The following is a 20,225-nucleotide window of genomic DNA, read 5'->3' as shown; positions in this document are numbered from 1 at the left end:
GGCACGGAACGGGCCGGGCGTCGCCTAGGCGGCTTCCGCTCGCTCGCCGGTCACGCGTTCGACGCCTTCGGAGGTGCGAGGTTCCTCCAACAGGTCGATCACCGCGCGTTCCAGCTCGAGTTGCAGCGCTGCGCCGGGAAGGGCGTCGCCGGGCAGCTCGAGTGACGGCGCGATCGTCCATCCGGAGCGGAAGCGGTCGAACACGCGAGGATCGATGTAGGAGTCTCGCGCGACCGTCGGTGTGTTGCCGAGCGACGTCGCCACGGTCTTCACTGCGGCCGACACCACGCGCTTGCGTGCCGAGGGCGAGTGGGCTCCCGTCGCGTCGGAGGCGACAGCCACCGCCCCGAGCACCGTTGCGTGCCAGGTCCGGAAGTCCTTCGCCGTGCAGTCCGGGCAGGCGTGGTCCTTCAGGTACGCGTTGATGTCCTCGGATCGGACGTCGATCCACGTCCGGGCGTCTCGGTACGCGAGCAGCTCCTCGCCGCCGCCCCGTCGTCGCTTGAGGCTGGCCAGGACACGCGCCGTTGGCGGGTCCTCGATGCTTTGCGTGCGGCGGAGGCCGCCCTTAGCTGTGTAGTCGAACGACACGGACGTCCCTCGCACCTGCACGTGGTCTCTGCGGATCGTGGCGAGACCGAACGTCTCGTTCTGTGCGGCATAAACCTCCGACCCGATCCGAAAGAGGCCCCGATCCAGCATGCGGACGGCGCACGCGAGAACGCGTTCCCGGTCGGGACGGGTCCGGCGAAGGTGGGTGGTCACGGTTGTCCGGAGATCGGGGAGCGACTCGGCGAACCGGAGCATCCGGTCGAACTTCTCCGCGTCCCGGCGCGTGCGCCAATCGTCGTGATACCGATACTGACGGCGTCCGGCATTGTCGACCCCCGTTGCCTGCAGGTGTCCTCGTGGATCCGCGCAGATCCACACGTCGGCCCACGCCGGAGGAACGGCCAGGGATCGGATCCGGTGGAGCGTCCGATCGTCGCGGATCGTTGCTCCATCCGGGCCGAGATACTCGAAACCTCGCCCACGGCGACGGCGGGTGATCCCGGGAGCCGTCGGATCGGACCGACGGGTGCGCGGCATGTCAGCGTTCCCGTGCAGCGCGAACGAGTGGCTTCGCGAGCCGGTACACCGTGTACGCGAGCAGGAGCAGACCGACGATCGCACGAACCTGTTCCTCGGAGATCGACGTGCGCTTCGCGACCGGCCGGGCCACCACGCGATCCACCGCCGCCCCGCGCCAGCCCTTCAAGGAAGCGTTGCCCACGTTCGTGCCGATCGTTCCGATCCTGCTCATCCCGTTCGGCTCCATCTCGTCGCTCCCTGCTGGTCGTCCCGGCGGCGATACCCGGCTGGAGTCGATTCCATGCCAGGTCGTGCGCATCGTGGGGACGCACGGACGGGGGCACCGTGTCGCGAGCGTCGGACGAGATGGGCGCGGAGGGGCGAGCGGTACCCTGCGGGCCGGAACGGGGTACGCACGAGGGTCTAGGCGCAGAGCGACTTCGAAGGCGACGTGTGAGGGAGACCTCCGGCCGACCCCGGTCGGATCCGGATACCGGGTGGAGCCCGCTGCGCGAGCCGTTGAATGCGAAAGGCCCCGGCCGGAGCCGGGGCCTTCAGCGAAACGCTCTGGGTCTTGGGTTCAGGCGCTGGGCTTGACGTTCGCGGCCTGCGGGCCCTTCTGGCCCTGGGTCACGTCGAACTCGACCTTCTGCCCCTCTTCGAGGTTGCGGTACCCCTCGCCGACGATCGCGCTGAAATGCACGAACACGTCGGCAGAGCCGTCCTCGGGGGTGATGAAGCCGAATCCCTTGTCAGCGTTGAACCACTTCACGGTACCTGTTGCCACGAGCACTCACTCCTATCTTGCACGACACCCGGCCACGTCGGCCGGTGGAGGGAACTGCTCGAAGCACAGAACCACGATAGCTACCCTCGGCGTGAAGCCTAGCAGCTCCGGGTGACACGCGGGACCCCTTCGGACCTGGACGTTCGTGGGGCGGAACCTAGCCGGGGAGGCCGCGGATCTCACGCGCGGTGAGCTTCTTGGTGGAATCCGCGAGGCGCAGCCCGGCCATCCTGACGGGGCCGGGAGCCCATTCGTCCTGCTTGAGGAGCTCGACGGAGAGCCGACCCTCGTTGTCCTCCGAGATCCGCATCACCGTTCCTTGCCCGGTGCGGTAGATGCGAGGCTCGTCCATGAACCCATCCTACGTCATCCGGCCCCACTCGGGCCAGGGGCTGTGTGGAGCCCGCCGCCCAGCCCACCGCCCGAGCCGCCGCGCGGGCCCGTGTGCGGTAGCGTCCGGCGCGTGCGGATCTGTGTGTTCTGCGGCTCATCGAGCGACAGCGCCCCGGCGTTCACGAAGGTGGCCGTCGAGGTGGGCGGTGCCCTCGCGTCCCGTGGGATCGGCCTCGTCTACGGAGGAGCGAGCGTGGGGACGATGGGCGCGCTTGCCGACGCCGCCCTCGCGGGAGGCGGCGAGGTCGTCGGCGTGATCCCGGGATCGATGACCGGGCCCGAGGTCGCGCACGAAGGGCTGACCGAGCTGCATGTGGTCGAGGGCATGCACGAGCGCAAGGCACTGATGAGTGCGCTCTCGGACGGATGCCTCGCGCTGCCCGGCGGTGCGGGAACCTTCGACGAGCTGTTCGAGGCGTGGACGTGGCGCAACATCGGCCTGCACGACAAGCCGGTCGGGGTCTTGGATGCCGACGGGTTCTACGACCCGCTGCTCGAACAGCTCGACCGGATGGAGCAGAGCGGGTTCCTCCGCCGGGCGCATCGCGAGACGTTGATCGTGGGCGTGGAGGCAGGGGAGCTGCTCGACCGCGTCGTCGAAGCGGTGCGGACCGGCGGCTGAGACGACCGCCCGTAGACTCACCTGCATGGTCGATGCATCGCCGAGCGTGTACGAGGCCGTGGGCGGGATGCCGTTCTTCGAGCGCCTCGTCGATCGCTTCTACGAGGGTGTCGCCGCCGACGAGGTGCTGCTGTCGCTGTACCCGCAGCCGGAGGACCTGGCGCCGGCGCGACGCCACCTGACTCTGTTCCTCGCGCAGTACTGGGGCGGACCGACCACCTACAGCGACGAACGCGGGCATCCTCGGCTGCGGATGCGCCACGCTCCGTTCGCGGTCGGGCCCGACGCGCGGGACCGGTGGCTGGGGCACATGCGCGCGGCCGTCGATGCGGTCGATCCGCCTGCCGAGGTCCGTACCGCGCTGCTGGACTACTTCGACTGGGCCTCCGAAGGCCTGCGGAACCAGGACTAGGGAGCCGGTGCGATGCGCTACAGCCTGATGTTCGAGGGGCAGGAAGGCGTCACGTGGGAGGAATGGCTCGCGGCCGCTGAGGCCTGTGAGCGCCTCGGCTTGGAGGGGTTGGTCTCCTCCGACCACTACTTCCCGACGAACGGTTCGACCGATCGTGGTTCCTCCGACGCGTGGACGGTGATGGCCGCGCTCGCCGCGCGGACCGAACGGATCCGGCTCGGAACGCTCGTGTCACCGGTGACGTTCCGCCATCCGGCGCACCTGGCGAAGGTCGTGGCCACCGTTGACCGGATCTCCGGCGGCCGCGTCGACCTCGGTATGGGCGCCGGCTGGTGGGAGGAGGAGCACGCCACGCACGGCCTCCCGTTCCCTCCGACGGTCGAGCGATTCGAACGGCTCGAGGAGCAGCTGGAGATCGTCCAGGGGCTGTTCACGCAGGATCCGTTCGCGTTCGAAGGGACCCACTACCGGCTCGAGCGGGGATCGTTCTTTCCCAAGCCGGTGCAGCGGCCACACCCACCGATCGTGATCGGCGGCGCGGGCGGCCGATGGCTCACCCGTCTGATCGTGCGGTGGGCAGACGAGTTCAACACGGTCTCGGCCTCACCGTCGGTCGCCAAGGAGCGCTTCGAACGGGTTCGTTCCGCGCTCGACGAGGCGGGCCGTGGACAGCAGACCCTCACGACGTCGGTGATGACCTGGTGCTACGTGGGCGCTACCGAGGCACAGTGGCGCGCGCGGGTCGAGCGCGCGAAGCAGCTCGATCCCGAGCTCGACGACGCGTGGATCGACGAGACGTGCGTGTTCGGAACACCGGACCGGGCCGCCGAGCGGATCCGAGCGTTCGCCGACGCGGGAGCGCAGCGGATCGTGCTGAACCACTCGTTGTTCGACGACCTCGACATGATCGAGCTGCTCGCGGCCGAGGTCTTCCCATTGGTTGAAAACTGACCCGGTTCCGGCCGGTCAACGGGCGCCTGCCACGGGTACGCGTCAACCTCGAAGGGCCAGTCCGCGGAACGAATCGACGAACCCGGCGGCGCGGAGCTCGTCGGCGGTCGGGGCCTCGCCGGCCGGGGCCCCGTCGATCCGCTGGAGTTCGATCCTCCGCACGCGGCCATCCTTGACGAGGCCCGTCAGAGCGTCGATCCACGACGTCACGGGGACGCCGAAGGTCACGAGCGATCGTCCGCCCCGTTCCAGGAACGCTGCGAGCTCGCCGCCCACCAGCACGACGTAGGCACCGGCGACCCGCGCGGGCCGGCCCGCCGCGGTCTCGGGCCATCCGAGCGCGGCGCCGTAGGGCTGCGCCGGATCCGTCGCGGCGAGCGCGATCGCGTCGGTGGTCTCCGCCACGCGCACCGAGCGGATCCGGTCGACCGCCCCCGGCAGGGCGAACTGCGCGGCGCCGAGTCCGTCGACGAAGTAGCCTCGTCGCACGGCTCCCGTTTCCTCCATCACCTTGAGGACGCCGTACACGGCGGCGAAGCCGCCGGGGACGCCCTCGGCAAGCACCGCCTCGCGCGTCACGATCCCCTGACGCTGGAGGAGTTGTTCCGCCCGAGCGTGCGCGGTCTCCGTCTGGGTGTGGGAACTCGTCAGCAGCGGAGCGACGAGCGACCACCGACCGGCGCCCCCGGGTGGACCCGTCGTGCGGAGCCGGCCGGGTCGGGGCCGCCCTCCCCGCGCGTGTCCGCGGGTTCGCGTGGAGAGCACGGCACGCAGTGGTGCAAGGGTGTCGTTGGTAACCTCGCCCGCCCACACCAGGTCCCAGAGGGCGGTGAGGACGACCGGCTCGTCCGCCGTGCCGGCTGCCTCGACCAGATCGTTCCAGAACGACGCGCCGCGCGCGGCGAGCCGGGCCCGGATCGCGTCGTGGAGGGATCCTTCCGGGGGTTCGTCCGCTACCCGCGGTGCGAGGAGAGGGAGGCGGTCGCGGAACCACAGTGCGACGCGTCCGTCGGTTGCCCCGAGCGGCCCCGCCCCTGTCCACACGAGCTCGCCGCTGGCGGCCAGCGCATCGAGATCGGCCGGGCGGTACGAACGGACCCGCGCGGGGAGCACATCCTTCTCGAGCACCGAGGCGGGGATCGCGAGGCCCTGGAGCTGGTCGATCACGCGCTCGAGCGCGTCGGGTCCCTCCCGCGGCCGGATCACCGCCTGCCACGAGGGGAGGAACCGCCCGAGCGCTGCGGCCTCGACCGGCTCCACCTGCTTGCGCAGCACCGCGAGCGAGCGACGCCGAAGGACACGGAGAACGTCGGCGTCACACCACTCGCGCTCCACGCCGACCGGGCGGAACGCACCCTGGACCACGGTCCGGTCGGCCTCGAGGGTTTCGAGCGCCCGGCGGATCCGATCGACGCCGACGCCAAGCCGCGAGGCGATCTCCGCCGCCACGAACGGCCCGTGGGTGCGCGCGTAGCGCGTGACGAGTCCCTCCAGCGGCGCCTCGGTCGGTTCGACGAACACCGCCGGGAGGCCACGCGGCAGACTGACTCCGAGCGTGTCGCGGATCCGCGCGGCATCCTCCACGGCCGCGTAGCGATCCTCACCGGAGATCCGCACCGAGATCGCACGCTTGTCGTCCACGAGCTGCCGCAGCCAGCCCTCGACCTCGTGCGCCGGGGCCTCGGATCGCGCGCGGACCTCGGTCGCCGTCAGATCGCCGAGGCGTCGAAGCAGGTCGTGCACGTCGTCGAGCGAGCGCGCGCGTCGTCCCTGGACCAGGGATTGCAGTTCGAGCTCGAGGTGGTCGAGTGCGGACGCGTCGAGCAGATCCCGGAGCTCGCCGTCGCCGAGCAGCTCGCGGAGCAGATCAGGGTCGAGTGTGAGGGCAGCGGCGCGTCGCTCCGCCAACGGCGCGTCCCCTTCGTACATGAACACCCCGACCCAGTCGAACAACAGCGACTGCGCGAACGGCGACGCATGGGGGGTGTCGACGGCGACGACGCGGATCGTGCGAGACCGAAGGTCGCCGAGCACCGAACGCAATGCCGGAAGATCGAAGACGTCCCGCAGGCACTCGCGCGTCGTCTCGAGCAGCAGCGGGAACTCCGGATAGGCGGCCGCAGCCTGCAGCAGGTCGGCGGCACGCTGGCGTTGTTGCCACAGGGGCGTGCGCTCGCCCGGACGGCGGCGGGGGAGCAACAGTGCACGACCCGAGGCCTCGCGGAACAGCGAGGCGAACAGGGCGGTCCCCGGCAGGGTGCGCACGACCTCGTCCTCGATCGTGTCGGGGTCCAGCAGCAAGTCGTCGAGGGGGATCGTCTCCTCGGCCTCGGGCAGCCGGATCACGATGCCGTCGTCGCTCCACAGCACCTGCGCGCCGGGCCCGAGACGATCGAGCAGCCGGGCCTCGATCGCGAGCGCCCACGGCGCGTGCACCTTCGCCCCGAAGGGTGAGAGGACGCACATCCGCCAGTCACCGATCTCGTCACGGAACCGCTCGACCACGATCGTGCGATCGTCGGGAACCGCGCCGGTGGCCTCCGCCTGCTCGTCGAGGTAGGCGACGAGGTTGCGCGCCGCGAGCTCATCGAGTCCGTTCTCGGTACGTAGGCTCGCCACGGCCGCCGACGTGTCGGTCTCCACGAGCTCGCGGGTGAACGCTCCGAGCGCCCGGCCGAGCTCGAGGGGACGCCCGGGCTTGTCGCCCTTCCAGAAGGGCGTCTTGCCCGGTTCACCCGGTGCGGGGGAGACGACGACGCGGTCGCGCGTGATGTCCTCGATCCTCCATGAGCTCGCGCCGAGGACGAACACTTCCCCTGCACGCGACTCGAACACCATCTCCTCGTCGAGCTCCCCGACGCGGGTTCCGTCGGGAAGGAAGACGCCGAACAGTCCTCGATCGGGGATCGTTCCTCCGTTGGTGATCGCGATCCGTCCCGCGCCCTCGCGCGCCCGCACCGTGCCGTGGACCCGGTCCCAGACCAGGCGCGGCCGCAGCTCGGAGAACGCATCGGAGGGGTACCGGCCCGAGAGCAGGTCGAGCACCGCATCGAACACACCCTCGGAGATCTCCGCGAAGTTCGCCGCGCGCCGGACGACACGTCGCATCGCCTCGACCGGCCACTCGTCGACCGCTCCCATCGCCACGAGCTGTTGCGCGAGGACGTCGAGCGGCGCTCGGGGGAACCGCGTCTCTTCGATCAGTCCCTCGTGCATCCGGCGCACGACGACGGCGGCCTCGAGCAGATCACCCCGGTATTTCGGGAACAGCTTCCCGCGGCTCGGTTCGTCGACGCGATGACCGGTCCGCCCGATCCGTTGCATGCCGCGGGCCACGGACCCCGGCGATTCGACCTGGACGACGAGATCGACCGCGCCCATGTCGATCCCGAGCTCGAGTGAGGAAGTCGCAACGAGCGCACGCAACTCGCCCCGCTTGAGGAGGTCTTCGATCTCCAGTCGCTGCTCGCGTGCGATCGAGCCGTGATGGGCGCGGACGAGGTCTTCCCCGGCGAGCTCGTTCAGCTGCGCGCTGAGCCGCTCGGCGAGCCGACGTGCGTTCACGAAGATCAGGGTCGACCGGTGCGCGCGGATCAGCTCCAGCAATCGAGGATGGATCGCCGGCCAGATGCTCGCGTGCTGCGGCCCTGCGGCCGCGGGGCCACCCGCCGGCTCGTCGAGTCGCGTGCCGAGCTCTCCCATGTCCTCGACCGGCACCACGACCTCGACGTCGAGCTGCTTGCTGCGTCCGGCATCGACGATCGTGACCGGCCGCAGCGCCCCGCCGTCGTCGTGGCCACCGAGGAAGCGCGCGATCTCCTCGAGCGGACGCTGGGTCGCCGACAGGCCGATCCGTTGAGGCGGCCGGTCGCAGAGCTCCTCGAGTCGCTCGAGCGACAGGGCGAGATGCGCCCCGCGCTTCGTGGCGGCGACGGAGTGGATCTCGTCCACGATCACGACCTCGATCGAGCGCAGGAGCTCGCGTTGCTGTGAGGTCAGCATCAGATAGAGCGACTCGGGCGTCGTGATCAGCACGTCGGGCGGACGTCGCGCGATCTGCCGACGCTCGCGAGAGGGCGTGTCGCCGGTGCGGATCGCGACGGTCGGCTCGTGCAGCACCCTCGCCCCGGTCCGGTCGGCGGCGTGACGGATCCCGGCGAGCGGCGCGCGCAGGTTCCGTTCGACGTCGACCGCGAGCGCCCGGAGGGGAGAGATGTACAGGACGCGCGCGCGACGCTGCGGTTCCGGTGCCGCCTGGGTCGCTAGGCGATCGATCGCCCACAGGAACGCCGCGAGCGTCTTGCCCGAGCCGGTCGGGGCGAGCAGCAGTGTGTGATCGCCGTCGGCGATCGGCGGCCAGCCGAGCTGCTGTGCCCGCGTGGGAGCGTCGAAGGATGCTCGGAACCACTCCCGGACCGGGGGGGAGAACCTCTCCAGTGGTGCGTCCAGTGGTGCGTCCAGTGGTGCGTCGAGAGGTGCGTCGGGTGGTGCTGGGGCCATCCGGTCACCGTACCCGCGGCCGCCGACAAGCGGGGGTGCTCAACCCGCGGAGCGCGTGCGTCGACTCCGTGCGCCGCCACCGAGAACCCCGAGGTCGAGCACGCCACCGAGGATCACCAGCAGGACGCCGGCGAGCGAGCGAACACCGTCGTCGAAGGAGTTCTCCGCGACCGCCCAGGCGACCGTGGTGGTGGGCAGGAAGAGGAACCCGAGGAACGGCCAGATGAACGAGTCGAACCCTCGCGACAGATAGTCGGTGAAGACCCACAGCACGAACAGCACGAAGCGCGGCAGCGCGAACGAGAACAGGACGATCAGGCAACCCATCGAGGCATCCTGACCGAGGAGGTGAGCCCCGTCCAGCGTGGATCGGGCTATGGGACCCGGGTCCGTTCCTCTCGCGCGGTCTTCCGGAGCAGGAACGCGTAGCCGATCACGGCGATCATCGCGAAGATGAACCACTGCACCGCGTACGAGAGGTGCGGGCCTTCGGTCGGTGGCGGAAGCGGAACCGGCTCGGGGAGCACGTCCGGCTGCGGAGGCAGCTGCTCCTGGAGGCGCAGGTAGATGCCCGGGACGAGCGGAGCGCCCGAGGCGGAGATCGCGTCGACGTCGATCGCGCCGACGGTGCCGTTCGCGTCCGGGCCCGTTCCCTCCTCCTCGGACGGGACGAGGATCCCCGTGAGACTGACCTCACCCTGCGGGGGAGCGACTTGCTCGTCCTCCGGGCGGTCGATCTCGATCGGAACCCACCCTCGATCCACGAGCACGGACATACCACCGGTGTCCGGTCGGAGAGGGGTCAGGACGTGGTTCCCCGGTCTGCCGTCCAGCGTTCGGCCGAACAGGATCAGCTCGCCGGATCGGTCGTAGCTCCCGGTCACGGTCGCTCGATGGAACGAGGCTCCTGCCGCACCGGAACTCGCGAGCACCTCCTCGAGGGGAGCGGGCGGGGCCCGGAGTCCGGTCTCGACGCGGGCGTTCAGCGCGCGACGCTGCTCGAGGCGGTCGAGCTGCCAGACGCCCAAACGGGCGCAGACACCGGCTACGACGATCACGAGCAGCGTGGCGACGATCCACCGGGGGCGCAGGAACCAGTGTCGGGACGAGGCCATCGCGACGAAGGATAGCCGTGGACCCTGCCTGCCTCGGCCCTGCCCGGTCGTCGGCCTTAGGGCGAAGGACGACCCATCGCCTCCCCCGTCGGTGCCGACGGTGGGTGGTACTCCGTAGGACCAGCGGGCTAGTCTGAGTGCCGCCGCACCACCCCGGTGCGAACCGAACGAACGACGTGGAGAACCACGTGCCTTGGAGGTGCGACGTGCGGGATCGATCGAGCGACGCGACGGGCAGAGCCGTCGGGCGGGCGCGGGCGAGTGTGGTCGTCGCGTTCTGGGCGGTGGCACTGGTCGCGGGGTTGGTTCCCCTCGCGCCTGCGGGCGCAGTGAACGTGCCGCACGCGGTGATCGTGTCCGACGACCCCTCCGACGACACGCCGCACGTTCTCGACGGCAAGGTCGAAGCGATCGCGCAGGTCGGCTCGACGATCGTGGCCGGCGGGAAGTTCAACGAGGTCCGCAACGCAGGAGCGAGCACGCGCTTCCCGCGGACGAACCTGTTCGCGTTCGACGCGGCTACCGGCAAGGTCAGTCAGACGTTCGCTCCGCAGCTCGACGGGACCGTGGAGACGCTCGCCGCGTCTTCGGACGGGACGAGCGTGTACGTCGGAGGAACGTTCAAGAACGTCGACGGACAGGCGCAGAAGAAGATCGCGCGCCTCGATGTCGCGACCGGAGCCCGGGTGGGCAACTTCAAGCCGAACCCGAACGCCGCCGTCAAGGACATCGTCGTTCGCGGCTCCACGGTGTACCTCGCCGGCGACTTCAAGAAGGTGAAGAGCGTCCTGCGTGGCGGACTCGCGGCGGTCGACGCGACGACCGGCGCGCTCTCGGCCGACCTGAACATCCCGTTCACCGAGCCGCGCCTGGGCAGCAGCCCCAGTGTGAACAAGATCGACGTGACGCCCGACGCGTCGACCCTGATCGCGATCGGTAACTTCAAGCGTGCGGGCGGCCAGGTTCGCGAGCAGATCGCGATGGTCGATCTGTCGAGCACGCCCGACTCGCTCGCGAACTGGCAGACGAACCGGTTCCCGGCCTCGGATTGCTCCAGCTCGTTCGACACCTACATGCGTGATGTGGACATCTCCCTGGACGGGTCCTACTTCGCGGTGGCGACCACCGGCGCATACGACGGAGGGCCGCCGGTGCTGTGTGACACGGTGTCGCGGTGGGAGACCGGCGCCCGCGGCTCGAACCTGCAGCCGACCTGGGTCGACTACACGGGCGGCGACACCCTGTACAGCGTGGCGATCACCGGCACGGCGATCTACGTCGGCGGTCACCAGCGCTGGATGAACAACCCGTTCGCCGGCGACTCGAAGGGACCGGGCGCTGTCGATCGTCCCGGGATCGCGGCGATCGATCCGAACAACGGCGTGCCGTTCTCCTGGAACCCCGGACGGTCGCGGGGTGTCGGCGCGTTCGCGCTCGTGTCGACCGACCAAGGGCTCTACGTGGGCAGCGACACCGACAAGCTCGGCGGCGAGTTCCATGCTCGCGTCGGGATGTTCCCGGTCGCCGGCGGTACGACACCGCCGGTCGGCGTGCCGGGCTCGCTTCCCGGCGACCTGTACCGGGTCGAGACCAACGGCGCGTTCACGAAGCGCACGTTCAACGGCACGACCTACGGGACATCCCAGAGCACGGGAGCGAGCCTGTCGAGCCTGCGTGGGGCGATGATGTTGTCGGGCAAGCTGTACCACGGGGCGAGCGACGGGAAGTTCTACGTCCGGACCTTCAACGGATCGACCCTCGGTTCTGCGACGCAGATCCCGACACTGGGACTCGAGGGGCGTGGGTTCGCGCCGCAGAACCTCACCGGGCTGTTCTACGACAACCACCGCATCTACTACACGATCAGCGGCCGGAACGGTCTCTTCTACCGGTACTTCACTCTGGAGTCGAACATCCTCGGCGGCGAGGAGTTCACCGCGACCACGGGGGGCGGGATCTCCTGGGGCTCGGTGAAGGGCATGACGATGGCGTCCGGAACGCTCGTCGTCGCGGTCGAGAGCGGCAGCGGTCAGAACACGACGGGCAAGCTCTTTCGCGTGAACTGGGTCAACGGAGCTCCCAGCGGCGCCGTGACGCAGATCGGGGGCAGCGGGGTCGACTCGGTCGACTGGCGGTCCTTGGGCCTGTTCGTGCTGGCTCCGTAAAGGACCGTCTCGACCGGGTGAGGAATCTGCTTCCGGGGGTTGCGTCGACCCGCGGAGCGGGTGTATTACAGGTTTCGCTCTGGGGAAATCAAAGCGTCCGAGCTGCCATCCGCGGCTCGGCGACGACGGCGGCGCGACGCGGGCACGCGCCGCCGTCACCTTTTCCGGACCGGCTCGGTCCCGGTGCTAGGCTTGTCGACCCCCGGGCGTGTAGCTCAGCGGGAGAGCGCTCGCCTCACACGCGAGAGGCCGTAGGTTCGATCCCTACCACGCCCACCGGGACAACCCCAGGTCAGAGGCCGATTCTTGGCCCTCGGGCCGTTGCACTTCCGAACTTCCCCCCGGATTAGGTAGCAGATTAGGTAGCAACTCGGTACGCTTTCGGCCCGTGGGATGGATCCTGAAGGTCGAGGGAAAGAGAGGCCTCCGGTACAAGGCGGGGTGGCGAGACCCCTCCAAGCGGGTCCGCTACAAGTCCTTCCCCCGGTGGCGCGACGCTAACGAGTTCCTCAAGCAACTCGAGGGCTCGAAGTCGCAGGGAACCTATCGTGACCCGTCCGCCGGCCGCGAGCCACTCGAGTCCTACCTCACCGATTGGCTCGCCTCGGCAGTCGACCTGCGGCCGTCAACCAAGGCGCTGTACGAGACGGAGGCGCGTCTGTACGTGCTCCCGTGGTTCGGGCAGATGCCGCTCGCCGAGATCGGCAAGGGCGAGGTTCGCCGGTTCATCGCGGATCTGGACAAGAGGGGAGTGGGGGCGCGAACGATCCAGCTCTCTCGTCAGCTGCTCGCCCGTGTCCTGCGCCAAGCGGTCGACGACGGACTGATCCCGGCGAACCCGACGACCAACGTCCCCGCGCCACCGACCTCTCGCAAGGCGCCGCGTGTGCTGACACCCGCCGAGGTCGAGACGATCGCCGAGAAGATCAATCCGCGGTTCCGCGCTCTCGTTCTGACGCAAGCCTACGCGGCGCTGCGCTATGGCGAGGTCGCGGGCCTTCGGTGGAGTCGGGTGCGTCTGCTCGAGCGCAAGCTCGACATCGAGGAACAGCTGACCGAGGTTCGCGGCTACGTCGCGTTCGGACCGACCAAGAGCGGGCAGCGACGCACCGTCTCGATCCCGCAGTTCATCGCCGACGAGCTGGCTGCACACGCCGAGGCGTTCCCGTCCTCCGATCTCGTCTTCACCGCGTCCGAGGGCGGGCCGATACCAGGCAATCGCTTCCGCAAGCGGTACTGGGCGAAGGCGGTCAAGGCCGCGAAAGTGAAACCGTCGCCGACGCCGCACGATCTCCGACACTTCGGCGCGTCCGTCGCGATCCAGGCCGGCGCGCACCCGAAGGCGATTCAGTCGCGACTCGGACATGCGTCGATCACCACGACGCTGAACACCTACGGTGCGTTGTTCCCGCACCTTGACGAGGAGCTGGCCGATGCGCTGGACGAGATCGACCGATCGGGCGGGGCGGTCGTCGCTCTAGAAGAGCACTCGGGGTAGACGTTCGTCCTCGGCTTCTGGGATATCGACAGTGAGGAGACCCAGCTTGTCACCGCGCCGCTTCACGTCACGGTTGACCCGTAGGTTGCAAGGGCAGTACCGATAGAGGTAGCCCTCAAGTCGTGCGTCGAGGACGTACGAAGGTGCCCCCCAGACAAGGCCTTTGGTTCGCTGGCCGCCTTTGAGTTGTCCGTTCCTCGATTTTGTTCCGGGCCGAGTGCCTCGATTCGAGCGTGGTGTCCTGCTCCCAGGGAAGTGGAAGTCGGCGGGGGAGCGGAAGCCGCCGGTCGCGGAAAGGTAGTCGTCCACGCCCAAGATCCCGTCGTCTCCGCGCCAAGCAACGTGACGCCCGAGGTTCCGCCCACAATCCTGGCAGATCGCCTGAAAGACCCTTTGCTCATCTCCTCCGACCCACTCGGCCAGAGTCTTGTCTGTTCCGCTCATTGCCCCTAGAATTACACCGTTCAGATTCTACGGCAACCCCGAATAATCGGTGGCCGGTGACACCGCGAACTCCCGGCAGCTGATGTCGACCCAGGGACGGGTTGGCTCTGGGAGGCTGCCGTGGAGGCATCCACTTTCGAGCCGCTCCTCACCATCGAGGGTGCCGCTCAGATCACCGGGCTTTCGTCCGCGACCTTGTATGCCTGGGTCGAGGCCGTTCCGCCCAGAATTCCTCACGTTCGACTCGGTCGCGCGATCCGGTTCGATCCCGTGGAACTGCGAGCGTGGGTGGACGAGAACCGGCGCGGGGTGGCGTCGTGAACGGTGCCGCCGAGGAGCTCACACTCTGGACGGCCAACGCTCGAGCGCAGGGCATCGCGGGTGCCGAGCGTACGGACGGCGAGTGGATCGAAGGGCGGGTGCGGTGGGTCGCCTCGCTTCCCGAGGGCGAAGCCGTGAACGCCGATGGGGTGCACGACAGCACCTACAACGAGCCAAGCTCGCCGGGTAGCGTCGGCGCACTGTTCACTCGCCTCAACGCGCTCGGACTGATTGAGCACGATGGCTTCATGAGGTCGCGTCGGATCCGCCGTCACGGTGGATTGCAGAGCACATGGCGCAGGACGGCGGTGCCGTATGTCTCCCCAGAATGAAGCCCCCGGCGCGGGGAGCGCCGAGGGCCTGCGTACTAGGGAGCCTCACCAGTCCCCACAGTCTAACGGACAGCAAGGACGTAGACCGCTCACGGACAAGGAGATGCAGCAGGTCCTGGGTGGAATGCGGCAGCCGGACGGGAGCTGGACCTTTCCCTCCCTCGACGGTGCCGGAAAGGATCTCTCACCCTGGGATCCGTGGCTCGACGTTCGCGCTCTGCTCGCAAACGGGGTGCCGGAGCCGAAATTCCTCGACGAGGACAAGCTCCTTCCCGAGCGAGCGCGGGTGATCGGAGTTGGCCCGGCCGAGAGTGGCAAATCTCTGTGGGCACTGTGGACGGCGAGTGAGTTGTCAAAAGCGGGGATCGACGTCGCCTACTTCAGTGAGGAGAACCCGCTAACCGAGGACCTACGGCGGCTGGGCCGCCTCGGCCCGGACCTCGAGCATCTGAGGTTCGGGAACGGCGGCGTCGCACTCGTCCCGGACATGGTGCGCCCTATCGCTGATCAGGTGGAGGGGTGCGCACTCGTGGTCTTCGACACGCTATCGGCGTGCTGGTCAGGGGACGAGAACGACAACGCTCAGATCACCGCGCTCGACCGGGAGGTCCTAGTCCCGCTGATCGAGGCAACTGGAGCCACGGTTCTGGTACTGGATCACACCGGCAATCCACAGCCGAACGTGAGGCGGCGGGGCGTGAGTGCTCCCCGTGGCGCGAGCGCAAAGGGGCAGAAGTTCGACTCGCTGCTCGAGTTCCAAGCGACAGGTGATGGCTCCTTCACCATCACGCACGGGAAGGCCCGCGTCGGCGGTAGGAAGCAACGTCCCCTCTCGTGCTCGGTCATCGACCAGGACGACGGGTCCATGACGATCGTCACCGAGGTGGCCTCGCGAGCTGAGCAGGCATCCAGCGTGGCAGAGAAGGCGCTGGGCCTCCTCGATGCGGATGGCATCTCGACGAAGCGATTGAGGGAGCGGATCCGCACCGAGCTCAAGGTCGGGACGAACACCGCCTCGCAGGCGGTGGACATCCTCCGCGATGACGAGCGGGTGGCGACCCACAGGGAAGGGCCCGCGACCATGTGGAGGGGGGCATGAGGGTGTACCGGGTGTACTTGGGGTGTACCTGGGGCATACGGGACACCCCTGAGGATGTGGGGAGGGTGTACTGGGGGTGGGTGTCTATAGACACCCCGGTACACCCGTACACCCCTCGGCGCGGGGAGCACCTCGATGCCGCGTGAGGGTGTACCGCAGAAAGCCGATCGCTATCTGCTCGGCGGCCGCGTCAACATCCTCTACGCCGACGAGCGCGAGATCATCGCCGACGTCCGCTCCGATCAAGGTGTGATTTGGCGCTGTGCATGGGCCGAAGGCAACTGGTGGTGCGCCTGTCCCGCTCGAGGACGGTGCTGTCACCTGGCCGCGGTACAACGCGTTGTCGTCAGACCGACCGAGAGAGAGGCGCTCAACGATGACCAGTGAACTCACCTTCAACGTGCCGGCCGACAAAATGCCGACTCGAGACGAACTCGTCGAGAGCTATCAGGGCGACCCCACTCTGGCTTTGAACATCCGATACTTCTCGACCCCGACACCCGCCAACCGATGGCTCGGCGTCTGCGCGGTCCAGGCCGTCGCCACGTTCCTCGATCCCGACGCGCTGTGCCATGTCCATATCAGCGAAGGCGCCGACCTCACGCTCGTACAACACGCGCTCGCTGAGATCCTCGAACACCTCCCCGAGCAGTGGGCGATGCACACAAAGGCTCAGGAGCGGGCGGGCACGCTGCTGGAGCTCCCTGATCGGGCGCCCGACACCGAGTCGACACCACGCGGAGACTGACGAGCAGCGGAGGACACCGTGCAGAAAGACACTACTTGCCCCATGCGCAGTGCTGATTTCCTCCCTCCAGACGGAGTAGCGAATAGGCTTCCTCGATCGGGGGGAGTATCAACTTGGCGCAGGAGACAGACGGCAGAGCGGGGTTCCTGGGGATCGAGGCGCGGCGCTGGGCAGCGTTTGGGGTTCTGATGGGATTCACCGTTGCTGCAGCAACTTGGGCATACACGGCGGCTGACAGTGGACGGAACCCCCGACTCGCCGCATGGCTCTATGCAGTGTCCGGAGTCCTGGTTCTTGTGTCCCTGGTCGTGCTTCTTTGGTCCTGGGCGAAGCGGCTTCGGGTGCGGCCCCCCGTCTACACCAAGCGGACCGCGCAAGCGGAGCCAGCTGACGAGACAACCCTTGCTGTTCACGCCGATCTGAGTGCCTTCTACCGAGGATTTGCAGAGCCCCCCTACTCACTGGCGACGCAGATTGCCGAGAAGGTGAACGAACGCTTCAGGGATAGCGACAAGCCCCTTGGTCGGGTGGTTGCCTGGCAGGCCGACGCGTGGCTCTTGCGTGAGGTCGAGATGGCTCAAACACATGTGGAACAAGCCCTTTTGGGCTGGGAGGAGTTTTTAGGGGATTCTCCTTCCGCAGCAGATCGCGAACGGCTCCGCCGACTGCTCTTTGGAAGGAAAGCGCCGACTGAACCGCAGGAGCCGTTCTGGGACTTCTTCTTTCAGTACTGGGCGCTAGTGGCGTGGATCGAGCACGGAGTAGCAGTCCTCGGAGAGGACATTCAACAGGTCCCTGACTACGGTCAGCTAAAGCGGCTTCATGATGACCTCGACCGGGAAGCACGGAGGTTGGGCGGGAGGCCAGAGATGGAGCGTTTCAGGGACAGCACAGGGATGCTGCGCCATCTTCCTTGAACTTCTAGTCAGTCCGACCCTAGGCTTGGCCGCATGCCACCCATTACCGCGTTTGCGTTCGTGGATGACTCAGGAGACATTGGCACACGCAGCTCGTCCAAGCAGAACCATTTCTCCCTAGGCGGGTTCTTCAGTCTCCCCAGCGACGATCATGCGCTTGCGGATTGCCTGGCCCAGATGCGCCTAGATTGTGGCTTTGGGTCGAAGCAGGAACTGCACTTCTCCAACTACGTGTCGAAGCACAGAACGACGCTCGCAACGGCTGTGGCAAGTGCTCCAATCCAGGCGTTCTCCGCTGTCCTTTGCAAGCGAGCAGGTCCCGAGAAGCGACCATGGCGTTCTGAGCACCTATACAACTGGATGATCAAGCTGGTACTCGAACGAGCGTCTTGGTACTTCCAAGGTGCAGGACTGCACGGGTCGATCACGTTCGCGCACCTCAAGGGATCTCGTCCCAAGCGAGCTCATGACTATGTGCGATTACTCCAAGAGCGCACCACCAGTATCAAGTGGGATTCACTACATCTCCCAATCCGCTTCTCAACCCCGGGCGTAGATGAGCGCCTTCAGATCGCAGACATCATCACTTCAGCAACAGGGCAGGCGTTTGAAGGTCCGGGCGAGGGACGTCCAACCGATCAGACGTATTGGCAAATCCTTCACCCGTGTCTGTGGCGCAGGTACGGCAAGCTGAAGACATATGGGTTGAAGGTGCAGCCACCCGTGAACGTAGACCCTCCCTGCCGTCAAGATTCGGGCCACGCCTGGGTCGCCCCGTTCTTCGCTCCGACATAGCACAAAGCGCCGGGCCTGCCTCCAGTCCGCCAAGGCGGCTGTGAGCGTTTTGATCCGCCCACCGACAGGTACCCGTGCGCTTTGTTGACTCCATTTTTACAGGAGAAAGTCCGATCTGCAACCCCCGCCGAGTCGCTGATCAAATCCTTGTCGCCAAAGGCCCCTGACCGACCAACCTGAGCAGCGTGTCTCTGAACAGGGCCCTCCGAGTGCTACTCAGCTCGTAAGGGTGACCGTCGGCGTTGCTTGATCGGTTAGGCCAAGTCCCTCGATCCAGTAGTCGATACCAGGGCGCAGCCCGATCATGTCCAACGCCGAATGCACCTGGACCAACCGCTCGACCCGATCGCGGTGTCCCTCTCCTGGCACGGGGAAGTGCAGCACGGCCCTGGCGTCCTCCACGTGAATGACGAGCTCGGGGAGGAAGTGGCGGATCCGAGCCAGGTCCATCATGTCGATGGAGTCCTTCAATCCGAACTCGATGCACAGACTCTCGGACTCCCGCACCAACTCCGTCGTTGCCATGATGCGTTTCCTACCCCGAGGCTCCCGTCCCAAGACGTACCGAAGGGCCAGTTCGCCACCCGCTGTTCCGGACGTCTCTGGCCCTAGCCCGAATTGGGGACGAACGGCCACCCTTAGCGTCGCTCTACCAGGAGAGGGTCGACCACCCAATGAAGGTTCGAGGGGAGCGACACAGGCGTTGGCTCCCTTCAGCGAAGTACGTCCCTGCATCTGGACCCACCGAGAGATTCGCGACGGCAACCCGCTGTCCTGATGAGGCCACGGATTCCACGCATACCCAAGACTGGCGGTGGAGCTTTCCTGCCGCGGTGTATCGCCCCACGCGGACGATCACGTCCTCTCCGTTCGCCTCCGACATCGATCCCCAGTCCAGGCCGGGTTCCTCCTTCCGCAGGAGAGCTCGTCTCTGTTCGGTCGCCGTGCCGAGATAGACACCGGTGGAGATCTTCAGCGCTTGCTCGGCTCGATAGGCGCTCATCACCCGTTGTCGGACCGCAGCAAGCTCCGCGGCGCGAGCGGCACCCCGGAACGCGCTCAGACCGATCCCAATCAGGATCCCGATCACCAAGAGCACCACGCCAAGTTCCACGAGGGAGAAACCCTCCTCCCGACTGGCGACGGCGGTGTGTCCATCTCCCATACCTAATCTTAGGTATCGGCACGTACCCCCTCCGCGTTAGAGGCCGTTGCTCGAGACAGCTACCCGATTTGCCGTGACCATGGATATCTAGGCAGGCGTCCCAGTTCTCGGGCCGGTGCCGGCGGGGCGTGTGAGGATCTCACCCGTCGATCTCTAGTCGAACGGCGACGCCGACGAGCGCCAGCACCCTGCGAAAGTCCCCATTCGTGTGACATGCAGACCACGGTCGCCCGGCGCCCTGCCTCGGTCCGCGTCAGATGCGCAGGCGCTCCACGGTGAGATGCCAGTCATCGAGCGTGAAGAGCGTGTCAGGTCCGGACACGGAGGCTTGCACCTTGACCCTATGGACCCCTGGGGCGAGTCCCCCAAGAGACCTCTCTACGGACAGGCTCTCGTATTCGAACTGGTAGAGGCCGCCCCGTGGACGAACTTCGCTTTGGTTGTCGGACCTAAGCTACGAGAAGGCGTCCGCCCGTCTCGGAGTGTTGCTGACGATCGGTCTGCACGTCAATAGGCGAGACATCGGGGTGGTGGGTCAGGTTGAGCGGGGACTCGGGAAGATCTAGAGCGACCCCACGCTGTCTTTGCCCGCACTCCGAAGCCAGCGTTGAGCTTCTTGACCAACACGCAAAGTCAGCGTGGCGTCCACGCTGGCGCTAGATTCCTCAGTACGTCCAGCACGCCCGAGAGGGCCGGGCCTGCCTCTTCCACAGCCGACACGTCGACCTCGATCGTGGGCGGACTCACGGCTGCGCTCGGCATCGCGTTCCTGGCTGCCCGCGAAGGTCTAGAGATCTAGCGAGGCGAGCACGATGAGGCTTCTCTATAGCTGATGATGCAGCTGCTTCACGATCTCGTCCGGGACGACGTACATGATGCTCCCGTTTTCC

Annotated in this window: 18 protein-coding genes and 1 tRNA gene; 11 read left to right on the top strand and 8 right to left on the bottom strand. The window is 67.4% G+C overall.

Annotation, left to right across the window (positions count from 1 at the left end; all coding sequences use genetic code 11):
• Positions 1 to 24: 24 nt before the first annotated feature.
• The 4 genes from WEF05_00130 to WEF05_00115 form a co-directional block, all read right to left on the bottom strand.
• Entirely contained in the window at positions 25 to 1,089 is a 1,065-nt protein-coding gene (locus WEF05_00130) for a DNA topoisomerase IB (GenBank protein ID MEX1100308.1), read from the bottom strand.
• A 1-nt stretch (position 1,090) separates the two neighbouring features.
• Positions 1,091 to 1,303 carry a hypothetical protein gene (locus WEF05_00125; protein MEX1100307.1) on the bottom strand — a complete coding sequence of 71 codons (213 nt, stop codon included), beginning with the start codon at positions 1,301 to 1,303 and terminating at the stop codon, positions 1,091 to 1,093.
• A 348-nt stretch (positions 1,304 to 1,651) separates the two neighbouring features.
• Positions 1,652 to 1,858 carry a cold-shock protein gene (locus WEF05_00120; protein ID MEX1100306.1) on the bottom strand — a complete coding sequence of 69 codons (207 nt, stop codon included), beginning with the start codon at positions 1,856 to 1,858 and terminating at the stop codon, positions 1,652 to 1,654.
• 157 nt (positions 1,859 to 2,015) lie between these two features.
• Complete coding sequence (locus tag WEF05_00115) at positions 2,016 to 2,210, bottom strand: hypothetical protein (GenBank protein ID MEX1100305.1); 195 nt, start codon at positions 2,208 to 2,210, stop codon at positions 2,016 to 2,018.
• A 111-nt stretch (positions 2,211 to 2,321) separates the two neighbouring features.
• On the opposite strand from WEF05_00115, the gene WEF05_00110 reads away from it, so the two are divergent.
• Genes WEF05_00110 through WEF05_00100 form a run of 3 tightly spaced genes read left to right on the top strand, consistent with a single transcriptional unit; the run spans position 2,322 to position 4,236 of the window.
• Positions 2,322 to 2,873 carry a TIGR00730 family Rossman fold protein gene (locus WEF05_00110; GenBank protein ID MEX1100304.1) on the top strand — a complete coding sequence of 184 codons (552 nt, stop codon included), beginning with the start codon at positions 2,322 to 2,324 and terminating at the stop codon, positions 2,871 to 2,873.
• Positions 2,874 to 2,898: 25 nt separating this feature from the next.
• Positions 2,899 to 3,285, top strand: a complete 387-nt coding sequence (locus tag WEF05_00105; protein MEX1100303.1) for a globin — start codon at positions 2,899 to 2,901, stop codon at positions 3,283 to 3,285.
• Between the two features lie 12 nt (positions 3,286 to 3,297).
• Complete coding sequence (locus WEF05_00100; GenBank protein MEX1100302.1) at positions 3,298 to 4,236, top strand: TIGR03560 family F420-dependent LLM class oxidoreductase; 939 nt, start codon at positions 3,298 to 3,300, stop codon at positions 4,234 to 4,236.
• Between the two features lie 42 nt (positions 4,237 to 4,278).
• Here WEF05_00100 and WEF05_00095 read toward each other — a convergent pair whose 3' ends face one another.
• The 3 genes from WEF05_00095 to WEF05_00085 are packed head-to-tail and all read right to left on the bottom strand — an operon-like array spanning position 4,279 to position 9,851.
• A complete protein-coding gene (locus tag WEF05_00095; GenBank protein ID MEX1100301.1) occupies positions 4,279 to 8,736 on the bottom strand; it encodes a DEAD/DEAH box helicase in 4,458 nt (1,485 codons plus the stop codon).
• A gap of 39 nt (positions 8,737 to 8,775) precedes the next feature.
• The gene (locus WEF05_00090) at positions 8,776 to 9,063 is read right to left on the bottom strand and encodes a hypothetical protein (GenBank protein ID MEX1100300.1); all 288 of its coding nucleotides are present in this window, start codon (positions 9,061 to 9,063) and stop codon (positions 8,776 to 8,778) included.
• A 47-nt stretch (positions 9,064 to 9,110) separates the two neighbouring features.
• Positions 9,111 to 9,851 (bottom strand): SURF1 family protein, encoded by a 741-nt coding sequence (locus WEF05_00085; GenBank protein MEX1100299.1) that lies wholly within the window; start codon positions 9,849 to 9,851, stop codon positions 9,111 to 9,113.
• Between the two features lie 206 nt (positions 9,852 to 10,057).
• On the opposite strand from WEF05_00085, the gene WEF05_00080 reads away from it, so the two are divergent.
• The 8 genes from WEF05_00080 (at position 10,058) to WEF05_00045 (ending at position 17,375) form a co-directional block, all read left to right on the top strand.
• Positions 10,058 to 12,016 carry a hypothetical protein gene (locus WEF05_00080; GenBank protein ID MEX1100298.1) on the top strand — a complete coding sequence of 653 codons (1,959 nt, stop codon included), beginning with the start codon at positions 10,058 to 10,060 and terminating at the stop codon, positions 12,014 to 12,016.
• Between the two features lie 204 nt (positions 12,017 to 12,220).
• A tRNA-Val gene (locus WEF05_00075) sits at positions 12,221 to 12,292 on the top strand.
• Positions 12,293 to 12,404: 112 nt separating this feature from the next.
• Positions 12,405 to 13,514 (top strand): tyrosine-type recombinase/integrase, encoded by a 1,110-nt coding sequence (locus WEF05_00070; protein MEX1100297.1) that lies wholly within the window; start codon positions 12,405 to 12,407, stop codon positions 13,512 to 13,514.
• 761 nt (positions 13,515 to 14,275) lie between these two features.
• Positions 14,276 to 14,611, top strand: a complete 336-nt coding sequence (locus WEF05_00065; GenBank protein ID MEX1100296.1) for a hypothetical protein — start codon at positions 14,276 to 14,278, stop codon at positions 14,609 to 14,611.
• Between the two features lie 103 nt (positions 14,612 to 14,714).
• Entirely contained in the window at positions 14,715 to 15,710 is a 996-nt protein-coding gene (locus WEF05_00060) for an AAA family ATPase (GenBank protein MEX1100295.1), read from the top strand.
• A 135-nt stretch (positions 15,711 to 15,845) separates the two neighbouring features.
• The gene (locus WEF05_00055) at positions 15,846 to 16,097 is read left to right on the top strand and encodes a hypothetical protein (GenBank protein MEX1100294.1); all 252 of its coding nucleotides are present in this window, start codon (positions 15,846 to 15,848) and stop codon (positions 16,095 to 16,097) included.
• On the top strand, positions 16,087 to 16,458 hold the full coding sequence (locus WEF05_00050; protein MEX1100293.1) for a hypothetical protein: 372 nt from the start codon (positions 16,087 to 16,089) through the stop codon (positions 16,456 to 16,458). Before WEF05_00055 ends, WEF05_00050 begins: the two co-directional genes overlap by 11 nt.
• Positions 16,459 to 16,571: 113 nt before the next feature.
• Positions 16,572 to 17,375 carry a hypothetical protein gene (locus tag WEF05_00045; protein ID MEX1100292.1) on the top strand — a complete coding sequence of 268 codons (804 nt, stop codon included), beginning with the start codon at positions 16,572 to 16,574 and terminating at the stop codon, positions 17,373 to 17,375.
• Positions 17,376 to 18,386: 1,011 nt separating this feature from the next.
• Here the strand turns inward: WEF05_00045 and WEF05_00040 are convergent.
• A complete protein-coding gene (locus tag WEF05_00040) occupies positions 18,387 to 18,695 on the bottom strand; it encodes a hypothetical protein (GenBank protein MEX1100291.1) in 309 nt (102 codons plus the stop codon).
• Positions 18,696 to 20,225 lie beyond the last annotated feature (1,530 nt).

This window comes from Actinomycetota bacterium (assembly GCA_040881665.1).
In the GTDB taxonomy this organism is placed as follows: Bacteria; Actinomycetota; UBA4738; order UBA4738; family HRBIN12; genus JBBDWR01.
The sequence above is the reverse complement of the archived record's forward strand: the minus strand, read 5'-3'. Positions and strand labels throughout refer to the sequence as shown.

Coding starts and splice junctions, on each gene's coding strand:
- WEF05_00130 (MEX1100308.1), bottom strand. CDS start 1,089: ATGCCGCGCACCCGTCGGTCCGATCCGACGGCTCCCGGGATCACCCGC.
- WEF05_00125 (MEX1100307.1), bottom strand. CDS start 1,303: ATGAGCAGGATCGGAACGATCGGCACGAACGTGGGCAACGCTTCCTTG.
- WEF05_00115 (MEX1100305.1), bottom strand. CDS start 2,210: ATGGACGAGCCTCGCATCTACCGCACCGGGCAAGGAACGGTGATGCGG.
- WEF05_00105 (MEX1100303.1), top strand. CDS start 2,899: ATGGTCGATGCATCGCCGAGCGTGTACGAGGCCGTGGGCGGGATGCCG.
- WEF05_00100 (MEX1100302.1), top strand. CDS start 3,298: ATGCGCTACAGCCTGATGTTCGAGGGGCAGGAAGGCGTCACGTGGGAG.
- WEF05_00095 (MEX1100301.1), bottom strand. CDS start 8,736: ATGGCCCCAGCACCACCCGACGCACCTCTCGACGCACCACTGGACGCA.
- WEF05_00090 (MEX1100300.1), bottom strand. CDS start 9,063: ATGGGTTGCCTGATCGTCCTGTTCTCGTTCGCGCTGCCGCGCTTCGTG.
- WEF05_00085 (MEX1100299.1), bottom strand. CDS start 9,851: ATGGCCTCGTCCCGACACTGGTTCCTGCGCCCCCGGTGGATCGTCGCC.
- WEF05_00060 (MEX1100295.1), top strand. CDS start 14,715: ATGCAGCAGGTCCTGGGTGGAATGCGGCAGCCGGACGGGAGCTGGACC.
- WEF05_00055 (MEX1100294.1), top strand. CDS start 15,846: ATGCCGCGTGAGGGTGTACCGCAGAAAGCCGATCGCTATCTGCTCGGC.
- WEF05_00050 (MEX1100293.1), top strand. CDS start 16,087: ATGACCAGTGAACTCACCTTCAACGTGCCGGCCGACAAAATGCCGACT.
- WEF05_00040 (MEX1100291.1), bottom strand. CDS start 18,695: ATGGCAACGACGGAGTTGGTGCGGGAGTCCGAGAGTCTGTGCATCGAG.